This window comes from Noviherbaspirillum sp., assembly GCF_035254865.1.
Lineage (GTDB): Bacteria > Pseudomonadota > Gammaproteobacteria > Burkholderiales > Burkholderiaceae_D > Noviherbaspirillum.
In genome coordinates this window covers 21,675-48,658 of record NZ_DATFAF010000060.1, presented here as the reverse complement: position 1 = coordinate 48,658, position 26,984 = coordinate 21,675, and the positions used below count along the sequence as shown (strand labels likewise).

Genomic DNA, 26,984 nt, shown 5'->3' with positions numbered 1-26,984 from the left:
AGGCAAGAGCCCTGGTCGCGGAAAATTGTTACGCGGCAGGCATGATTCACGGCTATCATAGATAGCGCTATCAATTGTATTGTCTTCGATACATGCCCAAGTCCAACAGCCCTCAACGCGGCCGCTCGCACCAACGCGTCACACTGGCGGATGTCGCGCGCGCAGTCGGCGTTTCCACCATGACTGCCTCGCGGGCCATTACGCGGCCGGAACTGGTCACGCCTGAGCTGCGCGCCCAAATCGAAAAGGCGATCGCAAGTCTTGGCTACGTGCCGAACCGTGCCGCTCGCTCGCTTGCTTCGGCACGTTCGCATGTGATCGCCGTGCTGATCCCTTCGCTTTCCAACGCAGTCTTCACCGATGTGCTTGCCGGCATCCAGGATGCGGTGGATGCGGAGGGCTATCAGGTGCTCATCGGCAATACGCGTTATTCCGACGCGGAGGAGGAAAAGCTGGTCAACATCCACCTGCAGTCCAATCCGGATGGCGTGATCCTGACCGGACTGACGCAGAGCGACAAGGTGCGCCAGATGCTGGCCGCCTCCCGCGTTCCGACCGTGTCGATGATGGACCTCTCCGACGATCCAGATCGGTATTCAGTCGGGCTTTCGCAATTCGATGCGGGCGCCACCATTACGCGTCACCTACTGGAAAAGGGCTACCGCCGCATCGGCTTCATCGCGTCGCAACTCGACGAACGTACCATCAAGCGCGCCGAGGGCTATCGCCACGCCTTGCGCGAGGCAGGGCTGTACGACGCGCGCCGGGAAATCCTGGTGCCCGATCCGTCGACGATCGCGCTCGGCGCCGAGCTGGTTGGCCGCCTGCTTGCGGTTGCCCCAGATTGCGACGCCGTGTTCTGCTGCAACGATGACCTTGCCTACGGCGCGATCTACCAGTGCCAGCGGCGCGGCATCGCGATTCCCCGCAAACTGGCAATCTGCGGATTCAATGACCTGCCGGCATCGGCATGGATGAACCCATCCGTCACGACCATTGCCACTCCACGTTACCGGATCGGCTACGAATCAGCAAGCCTGCTCAAGCGGCTGATCGAGGGCGAGAGGCCGGAACACCGCAGAATCGACCTCGGTTACACGCTGATGGCGCGCGAAAGCACCTGACGCCCGTTTCTGCTGCAAAGCACAATCGATTTTTCTTTACATGCCCGGAACAGGCGTTAAAATTCGCATAAATGTTAGCGCTAACAACAAGGTTGAATGTGAAAGAAAAGCTCAAGGATCCGGCGCGGGAAAAAAGCGGCAATGCGAGGCGTTATGTCGTGATGGGCGTCAGCGGCTGCGGCAAGAGCGAGATTGGCGCGCGGCTGGCGGAGCGGCTGGCTTATCCCCACCTCGAAGGCGACCGATATCACTCCCGGCACAACGTCGAGAAGATGGCGGCAGGCATTCCGCTCAATGACGACGACCGCCGCGACTGGCTGCGGACCCTCGGCACGGAGATCGCCGCCGCGCACGAAGAATCGCGCGGCCTGGTGCTGTCATGTTCCGCGCTCAAGCGTAGCTACCGCGACCTGCTTCGCCAAAGCGATCCCGGGCTCATCTTTATCCACCTGACGGGCGAGCGCGGTCTGATCGAGGAGCGGATGCGAGCCCGGCCCAACCATTTCATGCCGGTGTCGCTGCTCGACAGCCAGCTGCGCGACCTCGAACCGCTGGCCGGCGGCGAAACCGGCATGGAACTCGACATCCGGCTCGCGCCGGACGACATCGTGCAGCGCGTCCTCGACCATCACGGCAAGGCATGACGGCGGACATCCGGGAGACAGCAATGAAACAACTCGTATCAAGACTCGAATCGCTGGTCGAAGGACTGATGGCCGTGGCGCTGGCAGTGATGGCTGCCTGCGTGTTCGGCAACGTCGTTCTGCGCTATGTGTTCAACACCGGCATCGCGGCGGCGGAAGAGATTTCCCGCCTGATGTTCGTCTGGCTCATTTTCCTCGGTGCCATTCTCGCGCTGCGCAGGAACGCCCACCTCGGCGTGGAGCTGGTGCAGGCACGGCTGCCGAAGCCGGCACGCAAGGCCTGCGCAGTCATCAGCCACCTGCTGATGCTCTACGGTCTCTGGCTTTTCCTCTACGGCAGCTGGACGCAGACACTGATCGGCCTGCACACGTTCTCGACGGTGCTCGGCTACCCCACTGCATTCATGGCGTCGTCGGGCCTGCTCTGCGCCGCATCGATGATGCTCATCGTGCTGGCAAACCTGTGGCGGATCGTCATCGGCCATCCGGACGCAATTGTCCCTGGCAACGCAGCCGCGGCGATGCCGCAGGCGCATGCCGAACACCCCGGCACTCACGGCGCCACTGCAGAAACCGTCTACGAACAAAAGGTAACGAAATGACGCTCACCGTATTCCTCGGCTCGCTCACGCTGCTGATGGCGCTCGGCATGCCGATCGCTTTCGCCCTGCTCCTGACGGGCGTCGTGCTGATGATCCACATCGACTTTTTCGATGCGCAGCTGGTTGCGCAGAACCTGCTGTCCGGCGCCGACAACTTCCCGCTGATGGCGGTGCCGTTCTTCATCCTCGCCGGCGAACTGATGAATGCGGGCGGCATTTCGAAGCGCATCATCAACCTCGCCGTCGGCTTCGTCGGGCATATCAAGGGTGGTCTCGGCTACGTGACCATTGCCGCCTCGGTGCTGCTGGCGAGCCTTTCCGGCTCGGCCATCGCCGATACCGCAGCGCTTGCCACACTGCTGATCCCGATGATGCGCGATCATGGCTACGCGGTGCCGCGCTCCGCCGGACTGATCGCTTCCGGCGGCATCATCGCGCCCATCATCCCGCCATCCATGCCCTTCATCATCTTCGGCGTGACGACGAACACCTCCATCAGCAACCTGTTCCTGGCCGGCATCGTGCCCGGCGTGCTGATGGGCGGGGCACTGATTGCGGTGTGGTACATGCTGGCGCGCAAGATGGATGTCACGCCTCAGCCGAAGGCCGGATGGGGTGAGCGCCGCAGGGCACTGGTCGATGGTGTCTGGGCACTGATGCTGCCGGTGATCATCCTCGGCGGACTGCGCGGCGGCATCTTCACGCCCACTGAAGCGGCGGTCGTAGCAGCGGTGTATTCGCTGTTCGTCGCGCTTTTCATCTACCGCGAAGTGAAGTTGCGTGACCTGCGCCGCCTGCTGGTCGACGCTGCGCGCACCACCAGCACCGTGATGTTCTTGTGCGCCGGCGCACTGGTTTCCTCCTACATGGTCACGCTCGCCGATTTGCCCGCCATGGTCACCGATTTCCTCGGGCCGCTGATGCAGGATCCGCGTGTGCTGATGGCCGCGATCATGCTGCTGCTCCTGGCGGTCGGCACGGTAATGGATCTCACGCCCACCATCCTCGTGATGGGGCCGGTACTGATGCCGCTGGCGGTCAAGGCGGGCATCGATCCGACCTATTTCGGCGTGATGTTTGTGCTGGTCGGCACGCTGGGCCTGATTCATCCGCCGGTCTGCACGGTGCTGAACGTGGTCTGCGGCGTCGCAAAGATCTCGCTGGAAAGCGCAACGAAGGGCATCTGGCCGTTCCTGCTCACCTACATCCTGCTCATTGCACTGTTTATCGTTTTCCCCGGAATCATCACCGTGCCCCTGCACTGGTTCCGCTAACCCTTGCCTACAACACCTGGAGGAGTCATGAATCACATTTTCAAGAAACTCGTTCTCGCTATCGCTGTCGCAGGTGCCGCCACCGCGGCGCTGGCTGCGGATTTTCAGCCGCGCATCATCCGTTTCGGCTACGGCCTCGCCGAGGACAGCAACCAGGGCCGCGCGGCGAAATTCTTCGCCGACGATCTCGCCAAACGTACCGGCAACAAGATGCGCATGAAGGGCTTCGGCAATGCCAGCCTCGGCAGCGATATCCAGATGCAGAACGCGCTGATCGGTGGCGCGCAGGAAATGATGGTGGGATCGACCGCGACGCTGGTCGGCATCGTTAGCGACTTCGGCGTCTATGATTTGCCTTTCGTGTTCCGCAACGAGAAGGAAGCGGATGCCATCCTGGACGGCCCCTTCGGCCAGGCGTTGACGGCGAAGCTGCAGGAAAAAGGCCTGGTCGGCCTGGTCTACTGGGAGAACGGTTTCCGCAACCTGACGAACTCCAAGCACCCGATCACGAAGATGGAAGACCTGAAGGGCATCAAGCTGCGCGTGATGCAGAACCCGGTCTACATCGACATGTTCAAGGGCTTCGGCGCAAACGCCGTCCCGCTTGCGTTCTCCGAATTATTCACCGCGATGGAGACCGGGACTGTCGACGGCCAGGAAAACCCGGTCACGACCATCCAGTCGAGCAAGTTCTATGAAGTGCAAAAATACCTGTCGCTGACCAAGCACGTCTACAGCCCGTGGATCGTCCTTGCCAGCAAGAAGTGGTGGGACAGCCTGAACGCCGACGAGCGCAAGGCGGTCCAGGACTCTGCCTTCGCCGCGCGCGACTTCGAGCGCAAGGACACGCGCGAGGCATCGGCAAAGGCGATCGACTTCCTGAAATCCAAGGGAATGCAGGTCACCGTTGTCAGCGACAAGGAAATCGAACGCATGCAGGAAACCACCCGCCAGGCAATGTATAAGTTTGCCAACGACGGGCATGCCAAGCTGATCAAGGATCTGCAGTCCGAGGTGGAAAAGCAGCGCAAATAGACGACCGGCGCGCCGGGTCCAGGAAATTCAATATGGGCGCCGGCATGGCGGGGCAAGGCGACACGGATAAAACCCGCTTTGCCTCGCTCGTTTTGCGTCGGTCCGCGACTGCACCGGCCATCAATCCGGCGGTCGGTGCAGCGACTCGCATGTCGTCTTTGATATTTTTAAGCTGCACCAAGGTCGCGCCACGGAACGACTGACGGATGCGCACGAACTGCTGAAAACAGGATGTGCGTTTACAAGGCATCTGGTTGATCGAACCGGCGCATATCATCTCGGACGCAGCGTAACTGCACGTCAAGTCGACCCCGATTGACATGCTGCCAGTTTGAAAAAAACAGCCAAGGGATTGGTCCTGGGTGCTATCTGGCGGTACCGCTCTTCGCCGCCGGCGTTGCCCCAACCTCGCCGCGTAGCGCCTGGTTCGCGCGCAACAGATCTTCGATCTGCGCTGCCGGGACCGGCGGGCTGAAGTAATACCCCTGGATCTGGTCGCAATGGTGCTTGCGGAGGAAAGCCAGCTGTTCCTCAGTCTCCACACCTTCCCCGATCACGCGCAGGCCCATGCTGTGGGCAAGCAGGATCACAGCTCTGGCAATAGGCGCATCGTCGTCCACGCTTTGAATGTCGCCGATGAAAGAGCGGTCGATCTTCAGAGTGTGGATCGGAAAGCGATGCAGGTAGCTCAGGCTCGAATAGCCGGTGCCAAAGTCGTCGATCGACAGGCTAACGCCCATATCGTTCAACCGAGATAGCGTGTCGACGCCCACCGCCGCGTTCTTCATGATGACGCTTTCGGTAATCTCCAGTTCCAGCGCATCTGCATCGCAGCCTGTCTCCTGCAGGACATGCGATACCAGCTTGACGATATCTTGCCGACCGAACTGGCGCGCCGACAGATTGACGGCCGTGCGGATGGCGGGCAGGCCGGCGCGCTGCCACGCCCGGCTCTGCGCACAAGCAGTTCGCAATACCCATTCCCCGATCGGCACGATCAGGCCGGTTTCTTCGGCGACAGGAATGAAATAGTTGGGCGGAACCATGGGGCCATCGTGCGGCTGCCAGCGCAGTAGCGCCTCCACGCCAACGATTCTTCCACTCGCGATATCCACTTGCGGCTGGTAATGCAGGACGAATTCATCCTGATCAAGGGCCCGGCGCAGCCGCGCATCCAGTTGCAATCGTTCCAGCACGCGCGCGTTCATCTCATGTGCGTAGAACTGGAAATTGTTGCCGCCTCGCTCCTTCGCCTGGTACATCGCCACGTCGGCGCTACGCAGCAGGCCGGGGCCATCGCTCCCGTCTTTCGGATAGAGGCTGATGCCGATGCTGCCGCCCGGATAAAGTTCCTGCCCATTGACGACAAGCGGCTCCGCGAGCGACCGAAGCGCCTGCTGCGCCAGTTGCGCCACGTCGTCTTCCTGTCCGATGTCGGCAAGGATGACCACGAATTCGTCGCCACCAAGGCGCGCCACAGTGTCGCCGTTTCGAGTATTGCGGCTCAGGCGGCGGCCGGCCTCAATGATTACCTTGTCGCCCACATCGTGGCCGAGGCTGTCGTTGATGTTCTTGAAGCGGTCGAGGTCGATCAGCATCACCGCCACATACCGTTGAGCGCGCTGCGCATAGACGATTGCCTGCGACAGGCGGTCCTGCAGCAAGGTCCTGTTCGGCAGTTCGGTCAGCGCATCATGGCATGCCGAATAGCGCAGCTCCAGTTCCATCCGCTTGCGCAATGAAATGTCTTCGATCGCAGCGATGAAATACGACGGCATGCCGGGCGCGTCAAACACGAGCGAAACCGAGACGCCGACCCATACATAGCTGCCGCCCTTGCGTCGGTACCGCTTCTGGATCGAGTAGTTCTGAAGCTCCCCTGCCAGACTGCGCTGCATCGATTCCTGCGTCGATTCCAGGTCATCGTAATGAGTGATTTCAAACACGGTCATGCCAAGCAGTTCGTCTTCCGAATAGCCAGTGATCTGCAGCAGCTTCTCGTTGGCGCGCAACCAGCGCCCGTCCACCGTCGTATGGGCGAGTCCTACCGCGGCCTGGTTGAATGTGGCGATGAAACGCTCTTCGCTTGCGCGCAGCGCGGCCTGCGCCTGCAGGCGCTCGGTGAGGTCCTTGATCAGCGCCACCATGACAACGCGACCATCCGAGCGCGAGGCGCGTATGTGCACTTCGACTTGCAGGTGCGTGCCGTCCTTGCGCCTGAGCGCCGATCTGGTAACCGCCTGCTGCGTTGCACTGTATGCGATGGCGTCGTAATCGGCCTCCAGCCGCTCGCGGCTGAGACCGACGCGGGTCTGGTACGGCGAAAGCTGCAGCATTTCCTCGCGGGTGTAGCCCAGCATCGTGCAGGCAGTTTCGTTCACGTCGACGATGCGCATGCTGGCGCGGTCTACTACATAGATGGCGTCGGTGGTGTGCTCCATGCCGAGTCGGAAACGCTTCCATTCCTCTTCCGCGCAGACACGCTGCGTGACATCCTGCGCCACCAGCAGCCAGACTGTTTCACCCTCCAGCAAAGTCTCCGAGATATGGAATTCAATATGCCGCGCCCCCGTCGCAGAGGGTATCATCTGCACCAGCGTGTTTCCGGCTGAAAGCGGCGAGATTTTTTCAAGCAGCTGGTTGTTGCGGATAAGCGTATGCAGGGGCTGGCCCAACGCGCATTCCGTCGTCTCGATTCCGCACAGCTCGCACATTGCCCGGTTGATCGAGCGCACGCGTTGCACTGCGTCGACCACCATCACGCCGGCAGGCATGGCAGCAATCATCTGCTCGGCAAAATTCTTGTGCTGCAGGATCGTCTGGCGGTCGATTTCGAAATAGGTTTCGAGCGCGAGTCCGATGTCCAGGAAAACAATCTTCAGCAATGCATCAAAGGTGGGCAGGAATCGCTCCGCATCGCCTTCCAGCAGTGACCACAACGTCGGCGCCATGGCCGACAGGTATTTCCGGTAGGCGCCGATATACCACTTCGCATCCAGCCCGATATGGCGGTGCACCACGCCTACGCGCACACGGTCCTGCAAGTACGCCTGTTCGTATGCGCCCCTGGTGAGTTGGCTGAAATAACGATCATGCGCCTGCCGCAGCCGTTCCACAGCGCCGGCGTCAGGTAACAGCGCGCTCAGGGGGGGAAACGCCATCAGGTAATTGAAAAACTTCTCCTCCACGGCCTGCCGTGTCTGCGACAACGGAAGGTCAATGCCATACAACAGCTCGACATCAGCCGGACCGAACTCCAGGAATGCCTTGCGCTGGACGAGTTCGTCCTGCGTCAGGCCGATCCGGTCGGCGATGTCCCGCGCTGTTTCGTCGAGGTCTTTCATGGACTAGAACTGCTCCCATTCGGCGTCGGAGCCCGTGCGCTGGAGGAGAGGTCTTGCCGCCGCGCTCGCGCTCACCTGGCGGCGAAGCGGTTCAGCTGCCATCTTCGCGCCGGCGGACGGAACCGCTCGCAGGCTTGCGACGGAAGGCGCGGCAACCGATGGCTGCGCGCCGGTCAGCTTGAAGACGCTGACCACATGCGCCAGTTTTCCCGCCTGGTCCTGCATCGCCTCCGATGCCGCCGCAGCTTCTTCCACCAGGGACGCGTTCTGCTGCGTCGCCTGGTCCATCTGCGTGATCGCCTGGTTGATCTGCTCTATGCCGGCGGTCTGCTCCTGACTGGCGGCCGTGATCTCGCCCATGATGTCGGTAACGCGCTGGATGCTGTCGACAATCTCGCGCATGGTGGTACCGGCTTCGTCGACCAGCTTCGCGCCGGCGTCGACGTTTTCCACCGAGTCGTCGATCAGCGCCTTGATCTCCTTGGCGGCAGCGGCGGAACGCTGCGCGAGGCTGCGCACTTCGGCGGCAACAACGGCGAAGCCGCGCCCCTGCTCGCCAGCGCGCGCTGCCTCTACCGCTGCATTGAGGGCAAGGATATTGGTCTGGAACGCGATGCCGTCGATGACACCGATGATGTCGACGATCTTGCGCGATGAGGTGTTGATCGAACCCATCGTGTCAACCACGTGCGCCACCACCGCGCCGCCCTTGCGCGCCACTTCGGAGGCAGAAGCCGCCAGCTGGTTGGCCTGGCGCGCGTTGTCCGCGTTCTGTCGTACCGTGGACGTCAGCTCCTCCATCGACGAAGCCGTTTCCTCCAGCGAACTGGCTTGCTCTTCGGTGCGTGCTGACAGGTCCTGGTTGCCCGCCGCGATCTGGCTGGATGCGGTGGCAATGGTATCGGTACCGGTGCGGACCTCACTCACCACGGTCGCAAGGCTGGCGTTCATGTCTTTCAGCGCCTGCATCAGGCGTCCGGTCTCGTCGCTGGATTTCACCTCGATCGTGCTCGTCAGGTCGCCCGAGGCGACCGTCTGCGCGACCTGGACCGCCACATGCAGCGGGCGCGTGATGCTGCGCGCTACCCACCAGGAGAAGCCGGCCGCCAGCAGGATCGCGACGGCGGCAAGGCCGAGCATCAACGTGGTTCCTTCGCGATATTGTGCCTCCGCATCCTCACGGCCTTTCTCCATCAGCTTGCCGCCCAGGTCGACCAGGCCTTTTATCTGCAAAAAATAGGAATCCTGCGCGGGTGTCACGACGTTCAGCAGGTGCAAGGAAGCCTCGGAATGCCGGCCCTCTCCCAGCAACTTGAGGTAGTCCGCGCGCGCGGCGAGATATTTCGCGCGTTCGGCCTGCAGAACGCCCAGAATCTCCCTTCCCTTCTTCGTCTGGAGCATTTTTTCCAGCTCGTCGACATGGGAGCCGATGTCTTTCCTGATTGCTTCACTCTTTGCCAGTTCCGCCTTGAGCCGGTCGGTGTCATCGATCATCAAGAGGTTGCGCAAGGTCGTCGCTTGCAAGCTGACGCCTTCCATCACCTTGTTGGCGATCGACACCCGCGGGTAATAATTCCTGGCAATCAGGTTGGTGCTGTCGTCGAGCGCACTCAGGCGCGCAATTCCCAGTCCGGTGACGCCGATCAGCAGCAGGATGACCATGCCGAAACCGGCCGCAAGCCGGGTTCCGACTTTCAGGTTTGCGAAGAACATGTTGTATAGCCTTTCTGAAACGGATGTGATGATTGGTGCGTTCTGATCCTTCCCCGGTCCGGCATGCGCCGAGGATGGTGGCGGATTCGGATGCGGGTCAGGCAGCCAGTCTGTCGACCACCCCCATTTCGGCACCCGATATCAGCCGCTCTATATCGGCCAGAATCAGCATGCGCTCATCCAGCATCCCGATCCCGACCATGTAGTCGGTGTCCATTGCCGAGCCGACTTCCGGCGCCGGCTTGATCTGGGTGCGGTCCAGCGTGATCACGTCCGATACGCTATCCACCACCATGCCGACCACGCGGCCAGCAACATTCACTATGATCACCACGGTAAACGGGTTGTCACCCGCCGTCCCGAGGTTGAGCTTGATGCGCAAGTCCACGATCGGCACGATCGCGCCGCGCAGGTTGATCACACCCTTCAGCCACTCGGGCGCGTTAGCGATATGGGTTACGGCCTCATGACTGCGCAGTTCCTGCACCTTCTGGATATCGATACAGTATTCTTCGCCACCAAGGTTGAAGGCGAGGAACTCGAGTGCGGCCGAGAGTACTGCTCCGTCCATTGGCAATTCCAAGCTTGTATTCGTTTGCATCACGGCCTTTCGCTGTGGTTCACGCTGTATTTCATTACCATGCTGTTGTCGACCGTTCCCGCTGGGCAGCGGTGTTTCCCTGCCGGCGATACGCGTACATCCTGAAAAAGGTCAGTGCCGATTTAAAAACTCGGCAGCAATTCTGGAAAGGTCTGTTTAAGGAATTGCGTGGAGAGTTTTCAATACGCCCTCAGGGCATCGTCCCCGGCCGCATCGGTTGCGGGCACGGACGGTTTCGTGCTCATGGCCCAAGATAGCGGATCGCGAACATAATTTCCGTCAAGCAACTATTTTGATTATGTAGTTGGATCCCAAACAAATTCCGTAGGCGATCCCCGACAGACCAATTCCGTACACGCATTTGCCACGCCTTGACGACTCAGAATGCCGCGAGCTCCTGCATGATTTCCCTGCCGATACCTCCGAGCGGGACCGTTTTTGCCACGGCGCCTCGCTTGATTGCTTCCTTCGGCATGCCGAACACGACGCAGCTGGCCTCATCCTGCGCCACCGTGCGCGCGCCAGCATGGCGCATCTCCAGCAGGCCCGTAGCGCCGTCGTCGCCCATCCCGGTCATGATCACACCCAAGGCATTGGCCCCCGCACATTTCGCAACCGAACGGAACAGGACATCCACGGATGGCCGGTGGCGGTTGACCAGCGGCCCGTCGACCACCTCGACGAGATACTGGGCGCCATGACGGCGCAAGAGCATGTGCCTGCCGCCCGGCGCAATCAACGCCCGTCCCGGGATGACGCGGTCATTGTGCTGCGCCTCCCTGACTTCAAGCCGGCAGATGCTGTCCAGGCGCGCAGCGAAGGCCGCGGTGAATTTTTCAGGCATGTGCTGCACGACGACGATGCCGGGCGATACTCGTGGCAATCCCGCCAGCACCACCTCCAGCGCTTGGGTCCCACCGGTCGAGGTGCCAATCGCCACGACACGCTCGGTCGTCCGCGTCATCGCATCGCCACTGGCCGGAGGCAAAATCACGCTGGCCGAGTATTTTTCAACGACGACGGGCGCGCTGCCCGGCGTGATGTGCCTGACATTCGCGCGGGCAGCGGCGCGCACTGCATTCACAAGGTCGTCGGAAGTGTCCTTGAGATACTGTTTCAGTCCGAGTTTCGGTTTGGTAATGACCGCCACGGCGCCGGCAGCCATCGCTTCTATCGTGGTCTGCGCCCCTTTCTCGGTCAGCGTCGAACAGATCACGACCGGTGTGGGACGCTCGCCCATGATCTTCCTCAGGAAGGTGAGACCATCCATGCGCGGCATCTCGATATCGAGCACGATGACATCCGGCCACTCGTCCTTCATGCGCGTCAGCGCGAGCAGCGGGTCGGCCGCCGCGCCGATCACGGTGATGTCCGGCTCGCTCTCCAGCAGTCCGGTCACCACCTGTCGCACCACGGCGGAATCGTCCACCACCATCACTCTGATGCGCTTCATCGCAGCCGCTCCGGCGCGGCGCGCCCATGACCGTTCTTCATCTACGCATTCTTTCGCTTGCCGAGCGCCGTGATGATTTTGCCGTACAGGTCTTTTGCGGAAAACGGCTTGACCACGTAGGCGTCGACGCCGAACTCCATGAAGGCGCGGATGATGTCCTCGTTGTCCGCGTTGCCCGAAATCATGACAAAAGGAACACGCCGGAAGTTGGCGCGTGACCGCATCCACTTGACCAGGCTGTTGCCGTCTCCACCCGCCATCTTCCAGTCGCACACGACGGCATCGAAGTGCTGTTCATTCAACATAGCGATCGCCCCTTCCAGACCGGATGCCTGCTCGATATGGGCGAATGGGTTGATACGCTCGATACCTGAACTCATCAGGAAACGGTGGACCTGGACATCGTCCACCACGAGAATGCGCAGGTCCTTGGAATAATCAATGTTCATTGTCGGATTCATCCGTGAGTTGAAAGGAAAAAATGCCTGCGGCAACGTCGCGCAACACAGGCGACAGGCGGGCGGCCTCTTCTTCCATGCGCTGGCACGCTGCGGCAAAATCATGCGGAGGCGCGCCTTTCGCCTCTGTTTCCAGCGCAACACAGGTACTGTGCGCCGCGTAGGCCGCAATGCTGCCAAGGCTGCTCTTGAGGCGGTGCGCCATGTCCTTCATGCCGACTGCATCCTGATCGGACGCAAGCTGCCTTATTGCAGGCAGGTCGGTGTCGATCTGTTCGAGTACCAGTCTTGCCAGCATCCGCAAATGGGTGGCATCGCCGTCCACCGTGGCCAGCGCTTCGTCCAGATCGAACACCGGCAGCTTGCGTTGCGCATTCGGGCTTGCCGGCGCCGGAGGCGACGTAGGCAGCGCAGGGCTGGCCGTGCCGCTCATGACCGCATCGATCTTGTCGAGTAGCGCTCGCCCCCGGATCGGCTTGGCAAGGTAATCGTTCATGCCCGCCGCGATGACGATGTCGCGATAGCCCGCCATCGCATGCGCCGTCAACGCAACGATCGGCGTATCGATCCCTAGCGCGCGAATACGCCTGGCGGCCTCCAGCCCGTCCATGACCGGCATCTGCACGTCCATCAGGATGAGATCAAAGCGTACCGATTCCAGCAGGTCAACGGCATCCTTACCGTTCGTCAGCGCGGCGACGCGGTGCCCTGCCTTCTGCAGGACCGTGAGCGCGAACTTGCGGTTCACCTCATTGTCTTCCACGAGAAGGATGTTCGCGGATGCATTCGTCCGGGGCGTTGCCGGGAGCGGCACGGATGCATCCGGCCGCCGCTCCGATTCGGCAAGGCCGAGCCACACCTCGAAGGAGAACGTGCTGCCCTCACCCGGCGTGCTTTGCACATCGATGCGCCCGTCCATCAAGCCGACCAGCATGCGGCTGATCGCCAGGCCGAGGCCGGTGCCGCCAAATTGCCGGCTGGTCGACGCGTCGGATTGCGTGAACGGCTCGAAAATCAGCTCGCGCTGCCCTGGGTCGATACCGATGCCGGTGTCTCTCACGGCAAACATGGTCAGGATCCTGCCACCTTCCCGCGCGCGCGGGACCACCTCCACCGTGACGCCGCCACGCTCCGTGAACTTGAGCGCATTTCCCGAGAGATTGACAAGGACCTGGCACAACCGCAGCGGGTCGCCCAACAGCGATTCGGGCATGGCGGGATCGATGCACACGTCCAACCACAAACCCTTCTGCTGCGCGCGCACGACGAGCGGCGCGGCCATCGTGTGCAGGGTTTTCCGGAGATCGAAGACAACCGATTCGAGTGTGAGCTTGCGAGCTTCGATCTTCGAGAAATCGAGAATGTTGCTGATGATCCCGAGCAGCCCTTCGGCCGACGAATGCGCGGAGGAAAGGAACTGGCGCTGCTCCGCCGTCAGGGGCGTCTCGAGCGCCAGTTCCATCATGCCCATGATGCCGTTCATCGGCGTGCGGATCTCATGACTCATGTTGGCGAGGAATTCCGACTTGGCGCGCGTTGCCTCCGTCGCCCGGTCGCGTGCCTCGATCAAGTCACGTTCGACGCGCTTGCGTTCGGTAATGTCCGCGGTCGTCAGGATGACGCTGGCAAGGCTCTGCTCATGCCCGGGCGTCACGAAGCGCTTGACCATGATCTGGCGTACCGTGCGGTCCAGGCGGACAAGTTCGCTTTCATGCTCGAAAACAAGATGTCCGTTAAACACCGCTATCAGCTGTTCCGCGAAGTCGCGCATCGCCACCTCGCTCAGATAGCATCCAAGCATGCGCGGCACTTGCTCCATGCTGCTGGCGCCGATCAGGGCGAGGGCCGCGTCGTTGACATTGACGACGCGGACCAGCTCGGCGAGCCGCCTGGTTTCACCCGGGTTTTCTTCCAGCCATGCGCGCAAGTGCTCGATACCATTCGCCCGAAGTGCGAGCAGCGCCTGCTTGATCTGCGACCAGTCCATCTCCCAGATCGGTACCGGTGCATGGCGATACAAGCTGCCGAACCGCTCCTCGCTCTCCTTCAATGCCAGTTCGGTGCGCCGCCGCTGCTCGATCTCGTTCTGCAATCGCCGGTTCAAGGCCATTACCTCAAAGGTGCGCGCACCGACACTGTCATAAAAGTCACCCAGCATGTCGATGAGAACGTCCTGCAAAGGATCATTGGCCGGTTCAGCCGGCCCGCCCTCGCTGTCCGAACGCAGAGCGATGATCTGCCTGATCAGCCGTGCATCCACGCCCGCGATATGCCACTTCACCAGAAAGCCGAGCAGGTGATCGACCACATCGATGAGATTGGTCGCCACATAGGCGTCTGCCTTGTCGAGGAGTTCTGTGAAGCTTCGATATGCCTTGGCGTGCGCGTCCTTGTACGCGCGGTTGACGGGCCACGCCTGGATCAGTTCGGATTCCGACTGAAAGTGATACAAGGCATAATGACGCAAGTCGTCAAAGGTGTTCCTCAGTGCGAGATCTTCGGCGCCGCTCCCGCGCAGTTCGCTCAGTGCACTGATCTTGTCGATCAGGACCCGGTGCTGCGCATCGATCTCTTCCAGGCCGGTAGCGAATTGCTCGCTCCATGCCAAGATTGCCGTTCCATTTGTTTTCATTTACCGTTGTTCCGTGCTTCGCTTTCGAGCGGTCTGACCTGGCGCCCCCACACATGGCCGGTGCTGACATCGAACACGATCTGCCGATGGCCCACGCCAAACAGGCTTTCGGAAACCACCTTGATGTTGTGCCTCCGCAGCAGCGCACGCGCCGCCTCGCCATTGCGATCGCCGATCTTGAGTACATCTTTCTTTGCCTGGCCGGGAAACATGTCACCCCCGCCAAAGATCTTGGCGTGGCACTGTTCCGCTACCACGCCGGCCCGCTTGAGTTCTGCCAGCATCAGCGCCAGCGCGTCCTCGCCGTAACGCCCGTCCAGCGAAGCGCCGCGTCGCCTCCCACCGCTCGCCAGGATGAAATGCGACATGGCGCCGACGCGCACTGCGGGGTGCCATAAGGTGATCGACACGCAGGAACCGAGCAAGGTCCGTACGCGGTAGCTCGCGTCGCCAACGAAATATTCGCCGGGCTGCAGGAAGATGTCGACCATGGAGGAAGCGCGCTTTAACATCCCGTCAGCGCTTCCTGTAAACGGAAGGCATCACGCCTTCGACCGCCTCGGTGACATCATTCAGCGATTCGGAATGCCCGATGATGAAAAGTCCGCCCTGCCTCAGCAAGGACAAGACCCGGCCCACTACCTGCCGCTTCGTCTCGCTGTTGAAATAGATCATGACATTGCGCAGGAAGATGACGTCGAACGTACCGAGTTGCGGCAAAGCCGCATTGAGGTTGACCTGCGCGAACTGCACGCGGCTGCGCAGTGCACGATCGATCAGCAAAGTCCCCTTCTGGCCGTCGATGCCTTTCAGGCAATACTTCTTCAGATAAGGCGAGGGGATCTGCGTGGCGCGCTCCATCGGATAGTGCCCGGCACGTGCTTTTTGCAGTACGCGCGTGCTGACATCCGAACCGAACACTTCCCACGGTGCGCCATCCATGCAATCTGCCAGCATCATTGCGATGCTGTAGGCCTCTTCGCCGGTCGAGCTGGCGGCGCTCCATACACGCATGGGGCGCATGTGGTTCCGCGCCGCGCGGGCAAACTCGCGCAGCATGTCGAAATGCTTCGCCTCCCGGAAGAAATAGGTTTCATTGGTGGTCAGCAGGTCGACCGCCACCTGGGCCTCGTCCGGCACGTTTCCGCATTCGAGCAGGCGGAAATATTCGCCGTAACTGTCGACGCGATAGTGGGCCAGCCGCTTGGCCAGCCGCCCGACGACCAGCGCCTTCTTGGCGGGCGACAGGTTGATGCCGGCCGCATCGAAGATGAAGCGCTGGAACTGCCTGAACTCCTGGTCGGTAATGGTATTCGTCTTCATGCCTTGCGTGTTGCGCATTCGCTGCGCCGAGGCGCAGCGAATGCGCCTGCCTATGCGGCCACCCATGCGTTATTGCTGGCAATCAGTGACTGGGCCATCGTGTTCACGGTCGTCAGCGCTGCGATGTCGTCGAGCGACAGGACCTGCCCGAGATTCAGCAGGATCACGAACTTGCCGTTGACCTTCCCCATGCCTTCGATGAAGTCGGTCCGGATCTTTGCCCCGAAAGCCGGAGGCGGCTCGATGTCCGCCGCAGCGATATCGAGCACGGCATTGACCGCATCGACCACCACGCCAACCACCTGCTGCTCTTCGCCGTTATCGATCTCCACGATCACGATGCAGGTGCGCTTGGTGACCGTCGTCGCAGCCTTGCCGAAGCGGGCTGTCAAATCCAGCACCGGCACCACGGCGCCGCGCAGGTTGATCACGCCGCGTATGCACTCCGGCATCATCGGCACTTCGGTCAGCCCGCCGTATTCGATGATCTCTTTCACGGCGAGGATGCCGATGGCAAACATCTCGCCGCCCAGCATGAAAGTCAGGTACTGCGTGTGCTCCGCAGCCTGGATGACGGCAGGCAGATTGCCTGCCGCCTTTGATTCTACGAGTCCACTCATCGCCATACCTCCATCAGAATCGCGTGAACTGCGCTTCATCCACTTTGCCCTCACCGGCAAAAGCAAGCGCAACATTCGCCGGCTTCATTTCCGCATGCAGAGGCACAGAGGCCTTGCCTGCACGGCCCGATTTGCGCGCCATCGAGATGGCCGAACTCGCCTGCTTCCCGCTTTCCAGCTTGAAGAAGCTCATGGTGTGCTGGAGCTGTTCCGCCTGGCCGCTCATTTCCTCGGCGGTCGCGGCCAGCTCTTCGGAACTGGAGGCGTTCTGCTGCGTGACCTGGCTCAGTTGCGTCATCGCGGTATTGATCTGGCCGACGCCGGACGACTGTTCCTCGGAAGCAACCGTGATTTCCTGCACCAGGTCGGAAGTCTTTTTGATGTTCGGCACCATCGCGTCCAACAGGTGGCCGGCTTTTTCCGCCAATTGCACGCTGCTGGTGGCGACTTCGCTGATTTCCTGCGCCGCGACCTGGCTGCGTTCGGCGAGCTTGCGCACTTCCGCTGCCACCACGGCGAAGCCCTTGCCGTGTTCGCCGGCGCGCGCGGCCTCGATCGCGGCGTTCAGCGCCAGCAGGTTGGTCTGGTAGGCGATGTCATCGATGATCACGATCTTCTTCGCGATCTGGTTCATGGCCGCAGCGGTTTCCTTGACCGCTGCACCGCCCTCCGTCGCTTCCTGCGCGGCCTTGGTCGCCATGCCGTCGGTCACCTTCGAGTTCTCGGTGTTCTGCGCAATCGAAGCGGTCATCTGCTCAACCGAGGCACTGGTTTCCTCGACACTGGCGGCCTGTTCGCTGGCGGCCTGCGACAGCGATTGCGCCGTGGCGGAAACTTGTTCTGACGCGCTGGAGATGTTGTCGGTTGCACTGCGCACATCGCTGATGATTTCCGACAGTTTCTCCACCATGGCTTTCATGGAGAACATCAGGCTGGTCTTGTCGTTCGTCTTCACGACCACGTCCACGCTGAGGTCGCCCTCGGCGATGCGGCGCGCGATATCGGCCGCCACGAATGGTTCGCCGCCCAATTGCTTGGTCAGACTGCGAGTGATCAGGATGCCGAGCGCGACACCGGCAAGCGCGCTGCCGGCAACCAGGAGGATCATGAACAGGCGGCTTTCGTGATAGAGATCGTTCGCTTCCTTGGCGGCAGACACGCCGTTTTCTTCTTTCAAGCGAGTCAGCTCGGTCAGCTTGTCGTCAATTCCGGTAGCCTGGGGCATGAAGGTACTGAAGATGTATTGCGTGCTTTCCCTGTTTTCCTGCAGCTTCTCGCTCTCGACTTTCTGGATCACCTCGGGAATCAGCTTGTCGTATTCTTCCAGCATGCGATCCAGTTCGGCCAGCGTGCGCTTGCCCTGTTCTGAATAAAACATCGGCCGCGCCTTGCCCAGGTTTTCCTTCATCAGCGAGCGGTTCTTCCGGATCGCATCGACTGCTTTCTTCCTGTCGTCCATGGTTGGCGCCAGTGCCAGCGTCCGGACTGCCCTGCCGATATAGATCAGGTCGATATTCGCCTCCTTGACGTAGGAGACTCCCAGCAATTCCATTTCGTACAAGCGCGTGGCTGCCTCGCTGATCTTGCTCATGTTGAAAATCCCGATACCGCCAACGATCGCTCCGAGAATCGAAACAAACAAGAAACCGGCTATCAGCCTCGTTCCCACTTTCATGTTCCTGAACATGCTCACCCCTCCCAAATTTCTCAAGTCATCATCAACCGGCCTGGCCGGATGATGTCCGTCGTCAGGCCGCTTGCGTGCTTTGATTTGCCACCTCTTGCACCAGCATCGGCACGTCGAGGATCAACGCCACCTCTCCATTGCCAAGGATGGTCGACCCGCTGATGCACCTCAAATTCGCGAACATCTTTCCCATCGGCTTGATCACCGTCTGGAATTCGCCCAGCAAGGTATCGACCACCAGGCCGGCCTTCTTCCCTGCATAGTTGACCACCACGATACTTTCCCGTCGGCCTGCCGATCCTCCCGCACCGAACAGTTCCCGCAGCCGGATGAACGGCAATACTTCGCCACGCAGATTGGTGTAGTCATGCCCGACCTCGCTCGAAAACTCGATGCACTCCTCGATCATGTCTTGCGGGATGACGAACGTCGATCCGCCGAGCCCGACCAGGAACCCGTTGATGATGGCCAGTGTCAGCGGCAGACGCACGATGACTTTGGAACCCACGCCTTCCTCGCTTTGCACCTCCACGGTACCGCGCAGCGCGGTGATGTTGCGCTTGACCACGTCCATCCCGACACCGCGTCCCGAAAGCTTGGTCACCTTGTCCGCGGTGGAAAAGCCGGGCTCGAAGATCAGGTTGCAGATTTCCGCATCGCTCAGGCTCCGCCCCGGCTCCACAAGGCCACGCTCAACGGCCCTGGCGAGAATCTTGTCGCGCTTGAGACCGCCGCCGTCATCGCCGACCTCGATGACGATGCTGCCCGAGTCGTGATAGGCGTTGAGGCGCACCGTTCCCTGGGCCGGCTTGCCGCGCGCCGCGCGAAGTTCGGCCGGCTCGATGCCATGATCCATGGCATTGCGTACCAGATGCGTGAGCGGATCGGCGATCTTCTCGATCACGGTCTTGTCGAGCTCGGTCTCCTCGCCGCTCACCACAAGGCGGATATCCTTGCCGATCTCGCGTGAGACGTCGTGCACCACGCGCTGGAAGCGGTTGAAGCTTGCACCGATTTTGACCATGCGCAGCTGAAGTGCGCCGTCGCGCACCTCTTCGACAAGACTGGACAGGGTCGATGCTGCCTCCTGCAGCTCGTCATTGCGCGCCCGGCGCGCAACCAGATTGGCGCTGGCGCTGGCGATGATCAGTTCGCCGATCAGGTTGATCAGGTGGTCGAGCTTGTCGGCATCCACGCGGATGGAGCGCGTCTCACGCGCCCTGAACTGGTCACTGACATGTTGCTGCTTTGCGATGGCCGCATCGACCACGACGCCCGGGACCGCGCCCTGCTCCACCAGGATCTCGCCGAGGCGCTGCTGCGGCTTCGCCGCGGCCTGCTCCGCAAGCGCATGCTCAAGGTCGCCCGCCGTGACGCTACCGCAGCGGATGAGTATTTCTCCAAGGCGAGGTACTTCCTCCGGCAGCTCATGGATCAGCTTGACGTACTCGGATATCTTGCTGTGCGGCGGTAGGATGCACAGGCGGCAATCGTCGCGCACGAATTCGAACACGTTCTCGATGCTTGCCTTGTCAGTCTCGCTGTGGAAGGCGATCTCGAAACCGAGATAGCACCGTTCCGGGTCCATTGTCTCGTCGGCCGGCATGGCATCTGCCAGCGTAGCGATGCCGACGATCCGTCCGATAGTGCCGAGGTAACGAATGAATGACATCGGATCCATGCCATTGCGCAGGACATCGGGGCCGAACCGGAGCGAAATATGCCAGTAATCGCTGGCACCGCTTCCACTGCCTTCTATGCGCTCGAACGTGCCGGCATGCGCTTGTCCTCGCACATCGGCGACCGGGAGGCCGGCCTCTGGCAAGGTGCCGAGGACTTCGCGCAACTGGCGAACCAGCGGTGCTGCCGCTTCCGACATGGCATCGTCAGCTTCCAGCCGTCCTGCCGCAACCGTGTCAATCAGACGAGAGAGATGGTCGCGACATGACAGCAACAGCGCGAGCAGTTGACCGGTCACCTCGATCCTTGCTTCGCGCACCTCGTCCAATACGCTCTCGACGGCATGGGTGAACGCGACGATGTGATCGAGTCCGAACAAGCCGGCAGAGCCCTTGATCGTGTGCGCGGCGCGAAAGATCGCATTCACCGGTTCGGCCCGGGACTCGGCCTGCCCAACCGCAAGCAGCGCACTTTCCATGTCCTCCAGCAGTTCCCGGCTTTCAGCGACGAATGTCTGTAGTGCCTGGTCGAGATTCATGGGTTTTCCCTCTTTCCTGTAGCGGATGTCGCGGCTCAGCCCGCCGGAGCGATCACGATCGGATCGCCGAAGTAGGCGGCCAGGTTCAGCAGTTCAAATGCTTCCACCACCGCCGCGCTGTGCGCAACCATGCGTAGTGCGTGCCCATTGGCCTGCGCCGCCTTCCTGGCGAGCATCAGCAGTTGCACGCCCGCCGTATCGATTTCAGTGACTGCGGAAAGGTCGATCTCGAGCACGGGAGCTTCTCGAATGGCCGCAAGCAGTGATTGCTTCAGCTCATTCGCTCGGTAAATCGTCATCTCGCCTTCGATGCGCAGCACGACTTCCTTGCTGTTGTGCGCGCCCGCGTTGTCTCCATACTGTCCGCTTTGAAAATGTCTCATGGCAGGATCAGCTTCTGGACGGCGTTCAGGAACAGGTCGGGCTTGAACGGCTTCAGTACCCAAGCCTTGGCGCCAGCCGCCTGGCCTTCGCGCTTTTTCGACTCCTGCGATTCGGTGGTGAGCATGATCACCGGCGTGAACTTGTAGGCCGGCATCTGCTTGACTGCGTTCAGGAAGGCAATGCCATCCATATTCGGCATGTTGACGTCGCTGATGATCAGGTGCACTCTCTGCCCGGTCAGCTTCTTGAGCGCGTCCTTGCCGTCGCTGCCCTCGATGACGTCGTAGCCGGCGCCCTTCAATGCGATCGCAACCACTTGCCGCAGCGACGCGGAGTCGTCGACGATCATGATTGTCTTTGCCATCCCAGCTCCTAAAAGAACGTGATTTCGCTTGTGCCCGCCTGTGCGGCTTCGCCCTGATGCACTGCCCGCTCCTCAGCCATCGCATAGGTTTTTTCGAGCTCGGCCAGCAAGGGTCGCGCGTCCAGCGGCGGCATCCGGCCAGCGCACCCGGACTCCTCCCGGTGCTGCGCGAACAAGCCGGGCAACTGTTCGATGTTGTGCTTGACATGGCTCATGATCTGGCTCACCCGGTCCTGGAACTGCAGTTGCACCAGGGCCTCTCCGATCTCTGACTTGATGCCGATGCTCTCCTCCTTGAGAAGGCCGGAGGACTCGACCAGTGCGCTGGTCACCTGCCTGAAATTGCCCAGTACCGAACCGATTGCCGTCTCCGATGCCAGCATCGATTGCTCCTCATGGTCCATCGATTCCTGCGCGACCTGGCATGCGCCGAGAATGGCATCGCTGATGACCTGAACCTTTTCGGCAATGCGCTTGCCGGTGTCGCCCGACAGCGTCGACAGGTTGCGTACCTCCCTGGCGACCACGGCGAAGCCCCGTCCTGCCTCACCGGCGCGCGCCGCCTCGATGGCTGCGTTCAGGGCCAGCAGGTTGGTCTGCGCGGCGACGGTCTTGACATCGTCCGCCATCGACTTCAACTCATCGACAAACTGCTCGAGGCATCGCACCTTGTCCAGCATGGCCGCCTTGCTGCGCATGGCCGATTTGAGCGTGGACACCACCGAGCCGAGTTCTGCTTCACTGTTGGCGAATACCGCAACGAGACCGTTGTCATGGTCGTTGATCGATGCATCGGTCGCACCGCTCGATACCCGGACCGTCTGTTCCAGCTTGTCGACGATGCGTGAAAAACGCCCGGCGAGCGCAGTCACTGCGCCCTCCATCTGCGACATCGAGGACTCGATCTGGCCAGTCCAAACCGGAACGATCGAGGCACCGAGTTGCTCTCGACTGGAAAAATAGGTTTCCATCGCATCGCGACGGCGCTGCTCCTCCCGAACGACGCATCGGGCGAGGATGGCTCCGGCGGCGGCCAGGACCACCGCGAGCGCCAGATTGAGCCAGTTCCACTCCGCGCGTACCAGCACGGCAAGGCCCGCGGCAAACCCAAGCAGAAAAAAACCGGTCGGTGCGATCCCGCTGGTCCTGAAATGACTCGTCACCTTGCTCCTCACCCTTTGCGTCGGTCCGGTATTCAAACAGCCGCGACTATGTCTCGCACCATTGCTCTTGCAGCCCATGTCAAAAATTGTGTCGATTGCCTTACATGATGTGTTTGATTTTTTTGCATCATTAATGCCGCGACATTGACCGCGCGGGGGAACAAATATAGCGAAGGCGTGCGAGTTATTGCTGCCAAGCGATAACGATCAGATTGTCAAGATTGCGTAGATATTTGGCCGTCGTGAAACCACTACAGACAAATTCCGCCGCATGGAGAAGGGAAACATCGCGTATGAGAAACAGCCAAGGCAGCAGTCTCCCCTGATGCGAATCAGGCATCAAGGGAGACATCGTCGCGAAGAAATCGACACAAAGCCGATCGATGAATGCAGCGTGCAGGGCCCGACGCCGGTCGCGCCTATAGCCTCAAGCCGTGCTCGATGGCATAGCGCGTGAGATCGCTGTTTGATTTGACGTGCAGCTTGCCCATGATGCGGGCGCGGTAGGTGGTGACTGTGTTCGGACTGAGATGAAGCATGGCCGCGATCCTGACGAGGCTTTCACCGGCAGCGATCAGTTTCAGGACTTCAAGCTCCCGGTCGGACAAGGCCTCATGCGGAAATGCGCTATTGCCGCCGATCAGGCTCGCGAGCTTCTCGGCGAGTTTCGCGCTGATGTATTTGCCACCTGCCGCGGCCTTGCGGATCGCATCGATCAGGATCGAATCCTGGCTGTTCTTGGTCAGGTAGCCGGCAGCCCCCAGCTTGAGCGCACGCACGGCATAAACCTCCTCGTCATACATGCTCAGGACCAGAACGGGAAGCCTTGGCCGCGATTCGCGGATCAGGCGCAGCAGATCGAGGCCGTTCTTTCCGGGCATCGCGATATCGACCAGGGCCACGTCGAACTCCTGCTCCTTCAGTTTGCCAAGCGCGTCCGCCGTCGATTCGGCGCACGCATCCACCCGGATGTCGCACGTGGCATTCAGGATCAGTTGCAGGCCCTTGCGCACCATCGCATGGTCATCGACCAGCAGGACCCGGATCGCCTTGTCAGCCATGCGACATCTCCAGCGGCAGCGTCAGCACTGCCGTCGTTCCGAGGTTCGCGCACCTCGTGAGTTTCAATTCGCCCCCGCAATAGCGGGCCCGTTCATACATGCCCATGATTCCCCAGGAATGTTCGCCAAAGATCTGCATCGGATCGATGCCCTTGCCATCGTCCGCGACGGTTATTCTAACGTGATCGTTCATGCGTATGGCTTCCACGGCGATCATCGATGCCTCGGCATGCCGGACCACATTGATCATCAGTTCCTGCACGATGCGGAATACCTCGATGCGCTTGTCATCGCTCAAGCTCTGCTCGTCCAAATAGGGATCGATCATGACCTCGCAACGCAGGTGCGACCGTTCCGCAATCTGTTCGGCATGCGATTCGATGGCCGCCCATACGCCGAGCTGATCCAGCACGCTTGGTCGCAGCTCGACGATGATGTCGCGCACCGATTCCAGCGCCTGGTCGGCCATGGTCATGGCCTCGGCCACCAGCTGGTGCCTGGAGAGATCGGGAGACAGGTTCTGTTTCAACGCGACCGACAAATGCGAGCGAATGCTGTGCAGCAGGCCTCCGAGCTTATCGTGGATATCGCGTGCGACACGGACGCGCTCCTCTTCCTTTACGTCGCGGTGGCGGGCCAGCAGCTGCCGCAGCTGTCCGGTCGACTGCATCAGGTCCGCCTCGATCTGCTTCTGGCGCGTGATGTCGGTCTGAATAATGAAATATTCCGTGTGCCTGCCGTTGGCGTCCCTGAACGGCACCGTCGTGCTTGCCACCCAGTAGAACGAACCATCTCTTGCCATGATCCGGACCTCTTCCTTCCAGATCTGGCCGCTGAACAGCGTCGGCCGCATATGCCCTGGGGGAGGCCGGCCCGACTGGTTCAGGTTGATCGCGCGGTAGTTCTTTCCAAGCAACTCCTCGCGCGAATACTGCGAGATGGCACAGTACTTGTCGTTCACGAAGCGAATGGTTTCCGTTTCGTCGGCAATAACCACAATGGCATGCTCATTGATCGCACGCTCGAGGTTCCTGACGCGGGCAATCGACATGCCGAGCTCCAGCTGCGCCTTGAGCTTGGCCCGGATATCGCGCACGAAGCAGAAGATTTCGCCGCCCTCGCCATGACTGTAGCTCAGTTCGACATCGATCAGCATGCCGCATTTCGAGCGCCATACGGTTTCGAAGCGCCCGCGCCGCTCTTCATCGAATCGTCTGCGTGTCGAGCCCGGCTGATCGTTAGCTGACAGCGCATCTATATCCGACAACGTCATGCGGCATAATTCGCCCATTGCGTAGCCGGTCAGTTTGACCAACGCGGAATTCGCCTCCAGGAATCTCCCGTCCGGACCGAGCACGGCATATCCATCGATCGTGGTATCGATAGCGGTGAGATAACGCCGTGAAGCGCTTTCAATGTGGCTCAGGTCGCGGATGACCGCAGAAATCATCGCACCGTCAGGACCGTCAAGAAAGGTGAGACTGACCTCGCATTTGAAGAGTTCACCATTTTTGCGACGTCCCTGGGCCCCGCCTGTCATGTGACCTTTGACGGGAGCGGCAAAGAATTGTTTCACATGTTGTGCGTGAAGCGAGCGGCCGCATTCCGGGATCAGGATGCCAAGGTCCTGGCAAATCAGTTCACCGGGCGCATAGCCGAATACCTGGTGCACCCTCGAATTGGCAAGGACGATCCTCGCACGCGTATCGACGACCAGGACGCCGTCCGACGATGCTTCGAACAGGCTGTGATAACGCGCTTCGGCCTGGAGCCGCACGTCCAGCATGTGATTGAATCCTTGGGCGAGCTCGACCAGTTCGACTGGCCCGCGCGCAGGGATCCGCCGCGACAGATCTCCCTTCGCAACGAGGCCGACCGACTTGGCCATTTCCTCGATCTGGCGCGAGAATCTCCGCCCGATGATCAAAGCCAGCATGATGCTAAGGCCGGCCAGTGCGGTCACGATCGCCAGCTGATGGAACGCATTGCGCCTTCCTTCCTGCGCGATATAGCGGGTTGGCCGCACGCCATACAAGCGAAATCCTGAATCGCCCACCGGGATGACTGCGACCAGCCGCTCATCCGCTCCGCTCCCGACCACGCGCGCACCCACCCTCGCTGCATCCGTCCCGATCTGCAAGGCCAGGGTGTCGGAGAACGGTTTCCCCAATATTTCGGTGTCGCTCCGGCTGTCGATGACAACCGTTCCCTGTTGGTCGGTCATTGTCAGGATCACTCCCTTCTGCAAGGGAAGCAACCGTGGCAGCAACGGCTGGTAACCGAGATCGAGGCTGTAGCCGATGAGACCAGCGAATTTGCCCGCATGGTCGCGTATAGTGTAGGTGATGCCCAACACCCATTTCTTTGTGAGCGGGCCGCGATGCGGCGGACTGATTGAAAACCCGTCGGACTTGCTTGCTTTCACGAACCAGTGCTGTGCACCTATCGATACCGGCCCGTTGCCGCCGATCGGCGTCGCTGAGCAGACAACCACCCCTTTCGCATTGGTCACGACGACATTGGCATAACGAGGGAACAGGTGCTTGATGTCGCCGAGCAGAGGCGAACAGCGTTTCGGATCAAGTGCCTGGATATCGGGCCTTTGCGCCAGCTTTTGCAGGACTTCGCGCGATTCGTTGAGCATTCGTTCGAAGGCGACTGCCTCTGCCACAGTGTTCCTGCTCAATTGGTAGCCCGACTTGGCAATGGCCTGCTCGCGGTTCTTCTGCACGGAATAGGCGATCAGCCCGATCATGGGCAGGCTGAGCAGCACCATGAGAAGCACCATGGAGGCGCGGACTGACAAGCGGTCGATGAAGCTCATCATCAGCCTGATGCGATGGTGTCATGCCCGGCGCCAGAGCGATCGGTCCATAGCGCCAGTGGCGCACCTCTGCCGGCAGGATGAACCGCATTCACCGACAATGCATAATCCTCTGCCACGGCAGACATCAGCTCTGCGCTGAAGTAGGGTCCGACGATGCGTCGGTAGATGGCGAGCTGCAACTGGGCCATCCCGTGAGGGCCGGATGAATGGCACGAGACGGCACTGCTGAATTTTCGGCGGCCGGACAGCGCGCGCATCACGTCTTCAAGGTAGAACAATGACCAGTTCATGTATTCGCTATGCATCAACGGGCAATGACGCCACGTGCCTTCATAGGCTGCGGTCTGGTCCTTGAGCATTACCTCGGGCTGCGGATCCCATTCGGGATTTGAATTCTTGTTCATGATTTCTGGTCAACGCGACCGGTGCAGCCGCTGCGGACGCGTTCATTGGGAAG

At 60.8% G+C, this 26,984-nt stretch carries 22 protein-coding genes; 5 read left to right on the top strand and 17 right to left on the bottom strand.

Features of this window, described 5'->3' with window-relative positions; all coding sequences use genetic code 11:
• The first annotated feature begins 92 nt into the window (after window positions 1-92).
• The 5 genes from VJ651_RS14410 to VJ651_RS14390 all read left to right on the top strand — a co-directional run bounded on the left by VJ651_RS14410 (window position 93) and on the right by VJ651_RS14390 (window position 4,679).
• Entirely contained in the window at window positions 93-1,124 is a 1,032-nt protein-coding gene (locus VJ651_RS14410; RefSeq protein WP_324108119.1) for a LacI family DNA-binding transcriptional regulator, read from the top strand.
• 98 nt (window positions 1,125-1,222) lie between these two features.
• Entirely contained in the window at window positions 1,223-1,768 is a 546-nt protein-coding gene (locus VJ651_RS14405; protein WP_324108118.1) for a gluconokinase, read from the top strand.
• A 23-nt stretch (window positions 1,769-1,791) separates the two neighbouring features.
• Complete coding sequence (locus tag VJ651_RS14400; protein WP_324108117.1) at window positions 1,792-2,370, top strand: TRAP transporter small permease; 579 nt, start codon at window positions 1,792-1,794, stop codon at window positions 2,368-2,370.
• Window positions 2,367-3,644, top strand: coding sequence for a TRAP transporter large permease subunit (locus VJ651_RS14395; RefSeq protein ID WP_324108116.1), 1,278 nt, complete (start codon window positions 2,367-2,369; stop codon window positions 3,642-3,644). Before VJ651_RS14400 ends, VJ651_RS14395 begins: the two co-directional genes overlap by 4 nt.
• 27 nt (window positions 3,645-3,671) lie before the next feature.
• On the top strand, window positions 3,672-4,679 hold the full coding sequence (locus VJ651_RS14390; protein WP_324108115.1) for a TRAP transporter substrate-binding protein: 1,008 nt from the start codon (window positions 3,672-3,674) through the stop codon (window positions 4,677-4,679).
• Between the two features lie 365 nt (window positions 4,680-5,044).
• On the opposite strand, the gene VJ651_RS14385 is transcribed toward VJ651_RS14390, so the two are convergent.
• The 17 genes from VJ651_RS14385 to VJ651_RS14305 all read right to left on the bottom strand — a co-directional run bounded on the left by VJ651_RS14385 (window position 5,045) and on the right by VJ651_RS14305 (window position 26,931).
• Entirely contained in the window at window positions 5,045-8,023 is a 2,979-nt protein-coding gene (locus VJ651_RS14385) for an EAL domain-containing protein (protein ID WP_324108114.1), read from the bottom strand.
• A gap of 3 nt (window positions 8,024-8,026) precedes the next feature.
• Window positions 8,027-9,736: a methyl-accepting chemotaxis protein gene (locus VJ651_RS14380; RefSeq protein ID WP_324108113.1), complete on the bottom strand. Its 1,710-nt coding sequence runs from the start codon at window positions 9,734-9,736 to the stop codon at window positions 8,027-8,029.
• Window positions 9,737-9,833: 97 nt separating this feature from the next.
• Window positions 9,834-10,307: a chemotaxis protein CheW gene (locus VJ651_RS14375; RefSeq protein WP_324108112.1), complete on the bottom strand. Its 474-nt coding sequence runs from the start codon at window positions 10,305-10,307 to the stop codon at window positions 9,834-9,836.
• A gap of 409 nt (window positions 10,308-10,716) precedes the next feature.
• Entirely contained in the window at window positions 10,717-11,790 is a 1,074-nt protein-coding gene (locus tag VJ651_RS14370) for a chemotaxis response regulator protein-glutamate methylesterase (protein ID WP_324108111.1), read from the bottom strand.
• Window positions 11,791-11,831: 41 nt separating this feature from the next.
• Entirely contained in the window at window positions 11,832-12,239 is a 408-nt protein-coding gene (locus VJ651_RS14365; RefSeq protein ID WP_324108110.1) for a response regulator, read from the bottom strand.
• Window positions 12,229-14,880, bottom strand: coding sequence for a response regulator (locus VJ651_RS14360; RefSeq protein WP_324108109.1), 2,652 nt, complete (start codon window positions 14,878-14,880; stop codon window positions 12,229-12,231). Before VJ651_RS14360 ends, VJ651_RS14365 begins: the two co-directional genes overlap by 11 nt.
• Window positions 14,877-15,392: a chemotaxis protein CheD gene (locus VJ651_RS14355; RefSeq protein WP_324108108.1), complete on the bottom strand. Its 516-nt coding sequence runs from the start codon at window positions 15,390-15,392 to the stop codon at window positions 14,877-14,879. Before VJ651_RS14355 ends, VJ651_RS14360 begins: the two co-directional genes overlap by 4 nt.
• Window positions 15,393-15,396: 4 nt before the next feature.
• Window positions 15,397-16,203 carry a protein-glutamate O-methyltransferase CheR gene (locus tag VJ651_RS14350; protein ID WP_324108180.1) on the bottom strand — a complete coding sequence of 269 codons (807 nt, stop codon included), beginning with the start codon at window positions 16,201-16,203 and terminating at the stop codon, window positions 15,397-15,399.
• Window positions 16,204-16,253: 50 nt separating this feature from the next.
• Window positions 16,254-16,823: a chemotaxis protein CheW gene (locus VJ651_RS14345; protein ID WP_324108107.1), complete on the bottom strand. Its 570-nt coding sequence runs from the start codon at window positions 16,821-16,823 to the stop codon at window positions 16,254-16,256.
• Between the two features lie 13 nt (window positions 16,824-16,836).
• The gene (locus tag VJ651_RS14340; protein ID WP_414691348.1) at window positions 16,837-18,498 is read right to left on the bottom strand and encodes a methyl-accepting chemotaxis protein; all 1,662 of its coding nucleotides are present in this window, start codon (window positions 18,496-18,498) and stop codon (window positions 16,837-16,839) included.
• A 73-nt stretch (window positions 18,499-18,571) separates the two neighbouring features.
• Entirely contained in the window at window positions 18,572-20,728 is a 2,157-nt protein-coding gene (locus VJ651_RS14335) for a chemotaxis protein CheA (RefSeq protein WP_324108105.1), read from the bottom strand.
• A gap of 35 nt (window positions 20,729-20,763) precedes the next feature.
• Window positions 20,764-21,027 carry an STAS domain-containing protein gene (locus VJ651_RS14330; RefSeq protein WP_324108179.1) on the bottom strand — a complete coding sequence of 88 codons (264 nt, stop codon included), beginning with the start codon at window positions 21,025-21,027 and terminating at the stop codon, window positions 20,764-20,766.
• 80 nt (window positions 21,028-21,107) lie between these two features.
• On the bottom strand, window positions 21,108-21,476 hold the full coding sequence (locus VJ651_RS14325; protein ID WP_324108104.1) for a response regulator: 369 nt from the start codon (window positions 21,474-21,476) through the stop codon (window positions 21,108-21,110).
• Window positions 21,477-21,484: 8 nt separating this feature from the next.
• On the bottom strand, window positions 21,485-22,639 hold the full coding sequence (locus VJ651_RS14320) for a methyl-accepting chemotaxis protein (RefSeq protein WP_324108103.1): 1,155 nt from the start codon (window positions 22,637-22,639) through the stop codon (window positions 21,485-21,487).
• A 419-nt stretch (window positions 22,640-23,058) separates the two neighbouring features.
• Entirely contained in the window at window positions 23,059-23,700 is a 642-nt protein-coding gene (locus VJ651_RS14315) for a response regulator transcription factor (RefSeq protein WP_324108102.1), read from the bottom strand.
• Window positions 23,693-26,527 (bottom strand): PAS domain S-box protein, encoded by a 2,835-nt coding sequence (locus tag VJ651_RS14310; protein WP_324108101.1) that lies wholly within the window; start codon window positions 26,525-26,527, stop codon window positions 23,693-23,695. The genes VJ651_RS14315 and VJ651_RS14310 overlap by 8 nt, the downstream gene beginning before the upstream one ends.
• On the bottom strand, window positions 26,527-26,931 hold the full coding sequence (locus tag VJ651_RS14305) for a hypothetical protein (RefSeq protein WP_324108100.1): 405 nt from the start codon (window positions 26,929-26,931) through the stop codon (window positions 26,527-26,529). The genes VJ651_RS14310 and VJ651_RS14305 overlap by 1 nt, the downstream gene beginning before the upstream one ends.
• Window positions 26,932-26,984: the final 53 nt, after the last annotated feature.

What these genes read in the sequence shown, in the direction of transcription:
- VJ651_RS14410 (WP_324108119.1), top strand. Translation starts at nt 93, where the DNA reads ATGCCCAAGTCCAACAGCCCTCAACGCGGCCGCTCGCACCAACGCGTC.
- VJ651_RS14400 (WP_324108117.1), top strand. Translation starts at nt 1,792, where the DNA reads ATGAAACAACTCGTATCAAGACTCGAATCGCTGGTCGAAGGACTGATG.
- VJ651_RS14395 (WP_324108116.1), top strand. Translation starts at nt 2,367, where the DNA reads ATGACGCTCACCGTATTCCTCGGCTCGCTCACGCTGCTGATGGCGCTC.
- VJ651_RS14390 (WP_324108115.1), top strand. Translation starts at nt 3,672, where the DNA reads ATGAATCACATTTTCAAGAAACTCGTTCTCGCTATCGCTGTCGCAGGT.
- VJ651_RS14385 (WP_324108114.1), bottom strand. Translation starts at nt 8,023, where the DNA reads ATGAAAGACCTCGACGAAACAGCGCGGGACATCGCCGACCGGATCGGC.
- VJ651_RS14380 (WP_324108113.1), bottom strand. Translation starts at nt 9,736, where the DNA reads ATGTTCTTCGCAAACCTGAAAGTCGGAACCCGGCTTGCGGCCGGTTTC.
- VJ651_RS14375 (WP_324108112.1), bottom strand. Translation starts at nt 10,307, where the DNA reads ATGGACGGAGCAGTACTCTCGGCCGCACTCGAGTTCCTCGCCTTCAAC.
- VJ651_RS14370 (WP_324108111.1), bottom strand. Translation starts at nt 11,790, where the DNA reads ATGAAGCGCATCAGAGTGATGGTGGTGGACGATTCCGCCGTGGTGCGA.
- VJ651_RS14365 (WP_324108110.1), bottom strand. Translation starts at nt 12,239, where the DNA reads ATGAACATTGATTATTCCAAGGACCTGCGCATTCTCGTGGTGGACGAT.
- VJ651_RS14360 (WP_324108109.1), bottom strand. Translation starts at nt 14,880, where the DNA reads ATGAAAACAAATGGAACGGCAATCTTGGCATGGAGCGAGCAATTCGCT.
- VJ651_RS14355 (WP_324108108.1), bottom strand. Translation starts at nt 15,392, where the DNA reads ATGTTAAAGCGCGCTTCCTCCATGGTCGACATCTTCCTGCAGCCCGGC.
- VJ651_RS14350 (WP_324108180.1), bottom strand. Translation starts at nt 16,203, where the DNA reads ATGAAGACGAATACCATTACCGACCAGGAGTTCAGGCAGTTCCAGCGC.
- VJ651_RS14345 (WP_324108107.1), bottom strand. Translation starts at nt 16,823, where the DNA reads ATGAGTGGACTCGTAGAATCAAAGGCGGCAGGCAATCTGCCTGCCGTC.
- VJ651_RS14340 (WP_414691348.1), bottom strand. Translation starts at nt 18,498, where the DNA reads ATGAAAGTGGGAACGAGGCTGATAGCCGGTTTCTTGTTTGTTTCGATT.
- VJ651_RS14335 (WP_324108105.1), bottom strand. Translation starts at nt 20,728, where the DNA reads ATGAATCTCGACCAGGCACTACAGACATTCGTCGCTGAAAGCCGGGAA.
- VJ651_RS14330 (WP_324108179.1), bottom strand. Translation starts at nt 21,027, where the DNA reads ATGACGATTTACCGAGCGAATGAGCTGAAGCAATCACTGCTTGCGGCC.
- VJ651_RS14325 (WP_324108104.1), bottom strand. Translation starts at nt 21,476, where the DNA reads ATGGCAAAGACAATCATGATCGTCGACGACTCCGCGTCGCTGCGGCAA.
- VJ651_RS14315 (WP_324108102.1), bottom strand. Translation starts at nt 23,700, where the DNA reads ATGGCTGACAAGGCGATCCGGGTCCTGCTGGTCGATGACCATGCGATG.
- VJ651_RS14310 (WP_324108101.1), bottom strand. Translation starts at nt 26,527, where the DNA reads ATGATGAGCTTCATCGACCGCTTGTCAGTCCGCGCCTCCATGGTGCTT.
- VJ651_RS14305 (WP_324108100.1), bottom strand. Translation starts at nt 26,931, where the DNA reads ATGAACAAGAATTCAAATCCCGAATGGGATCCGCAGCCCGAGGTAATG.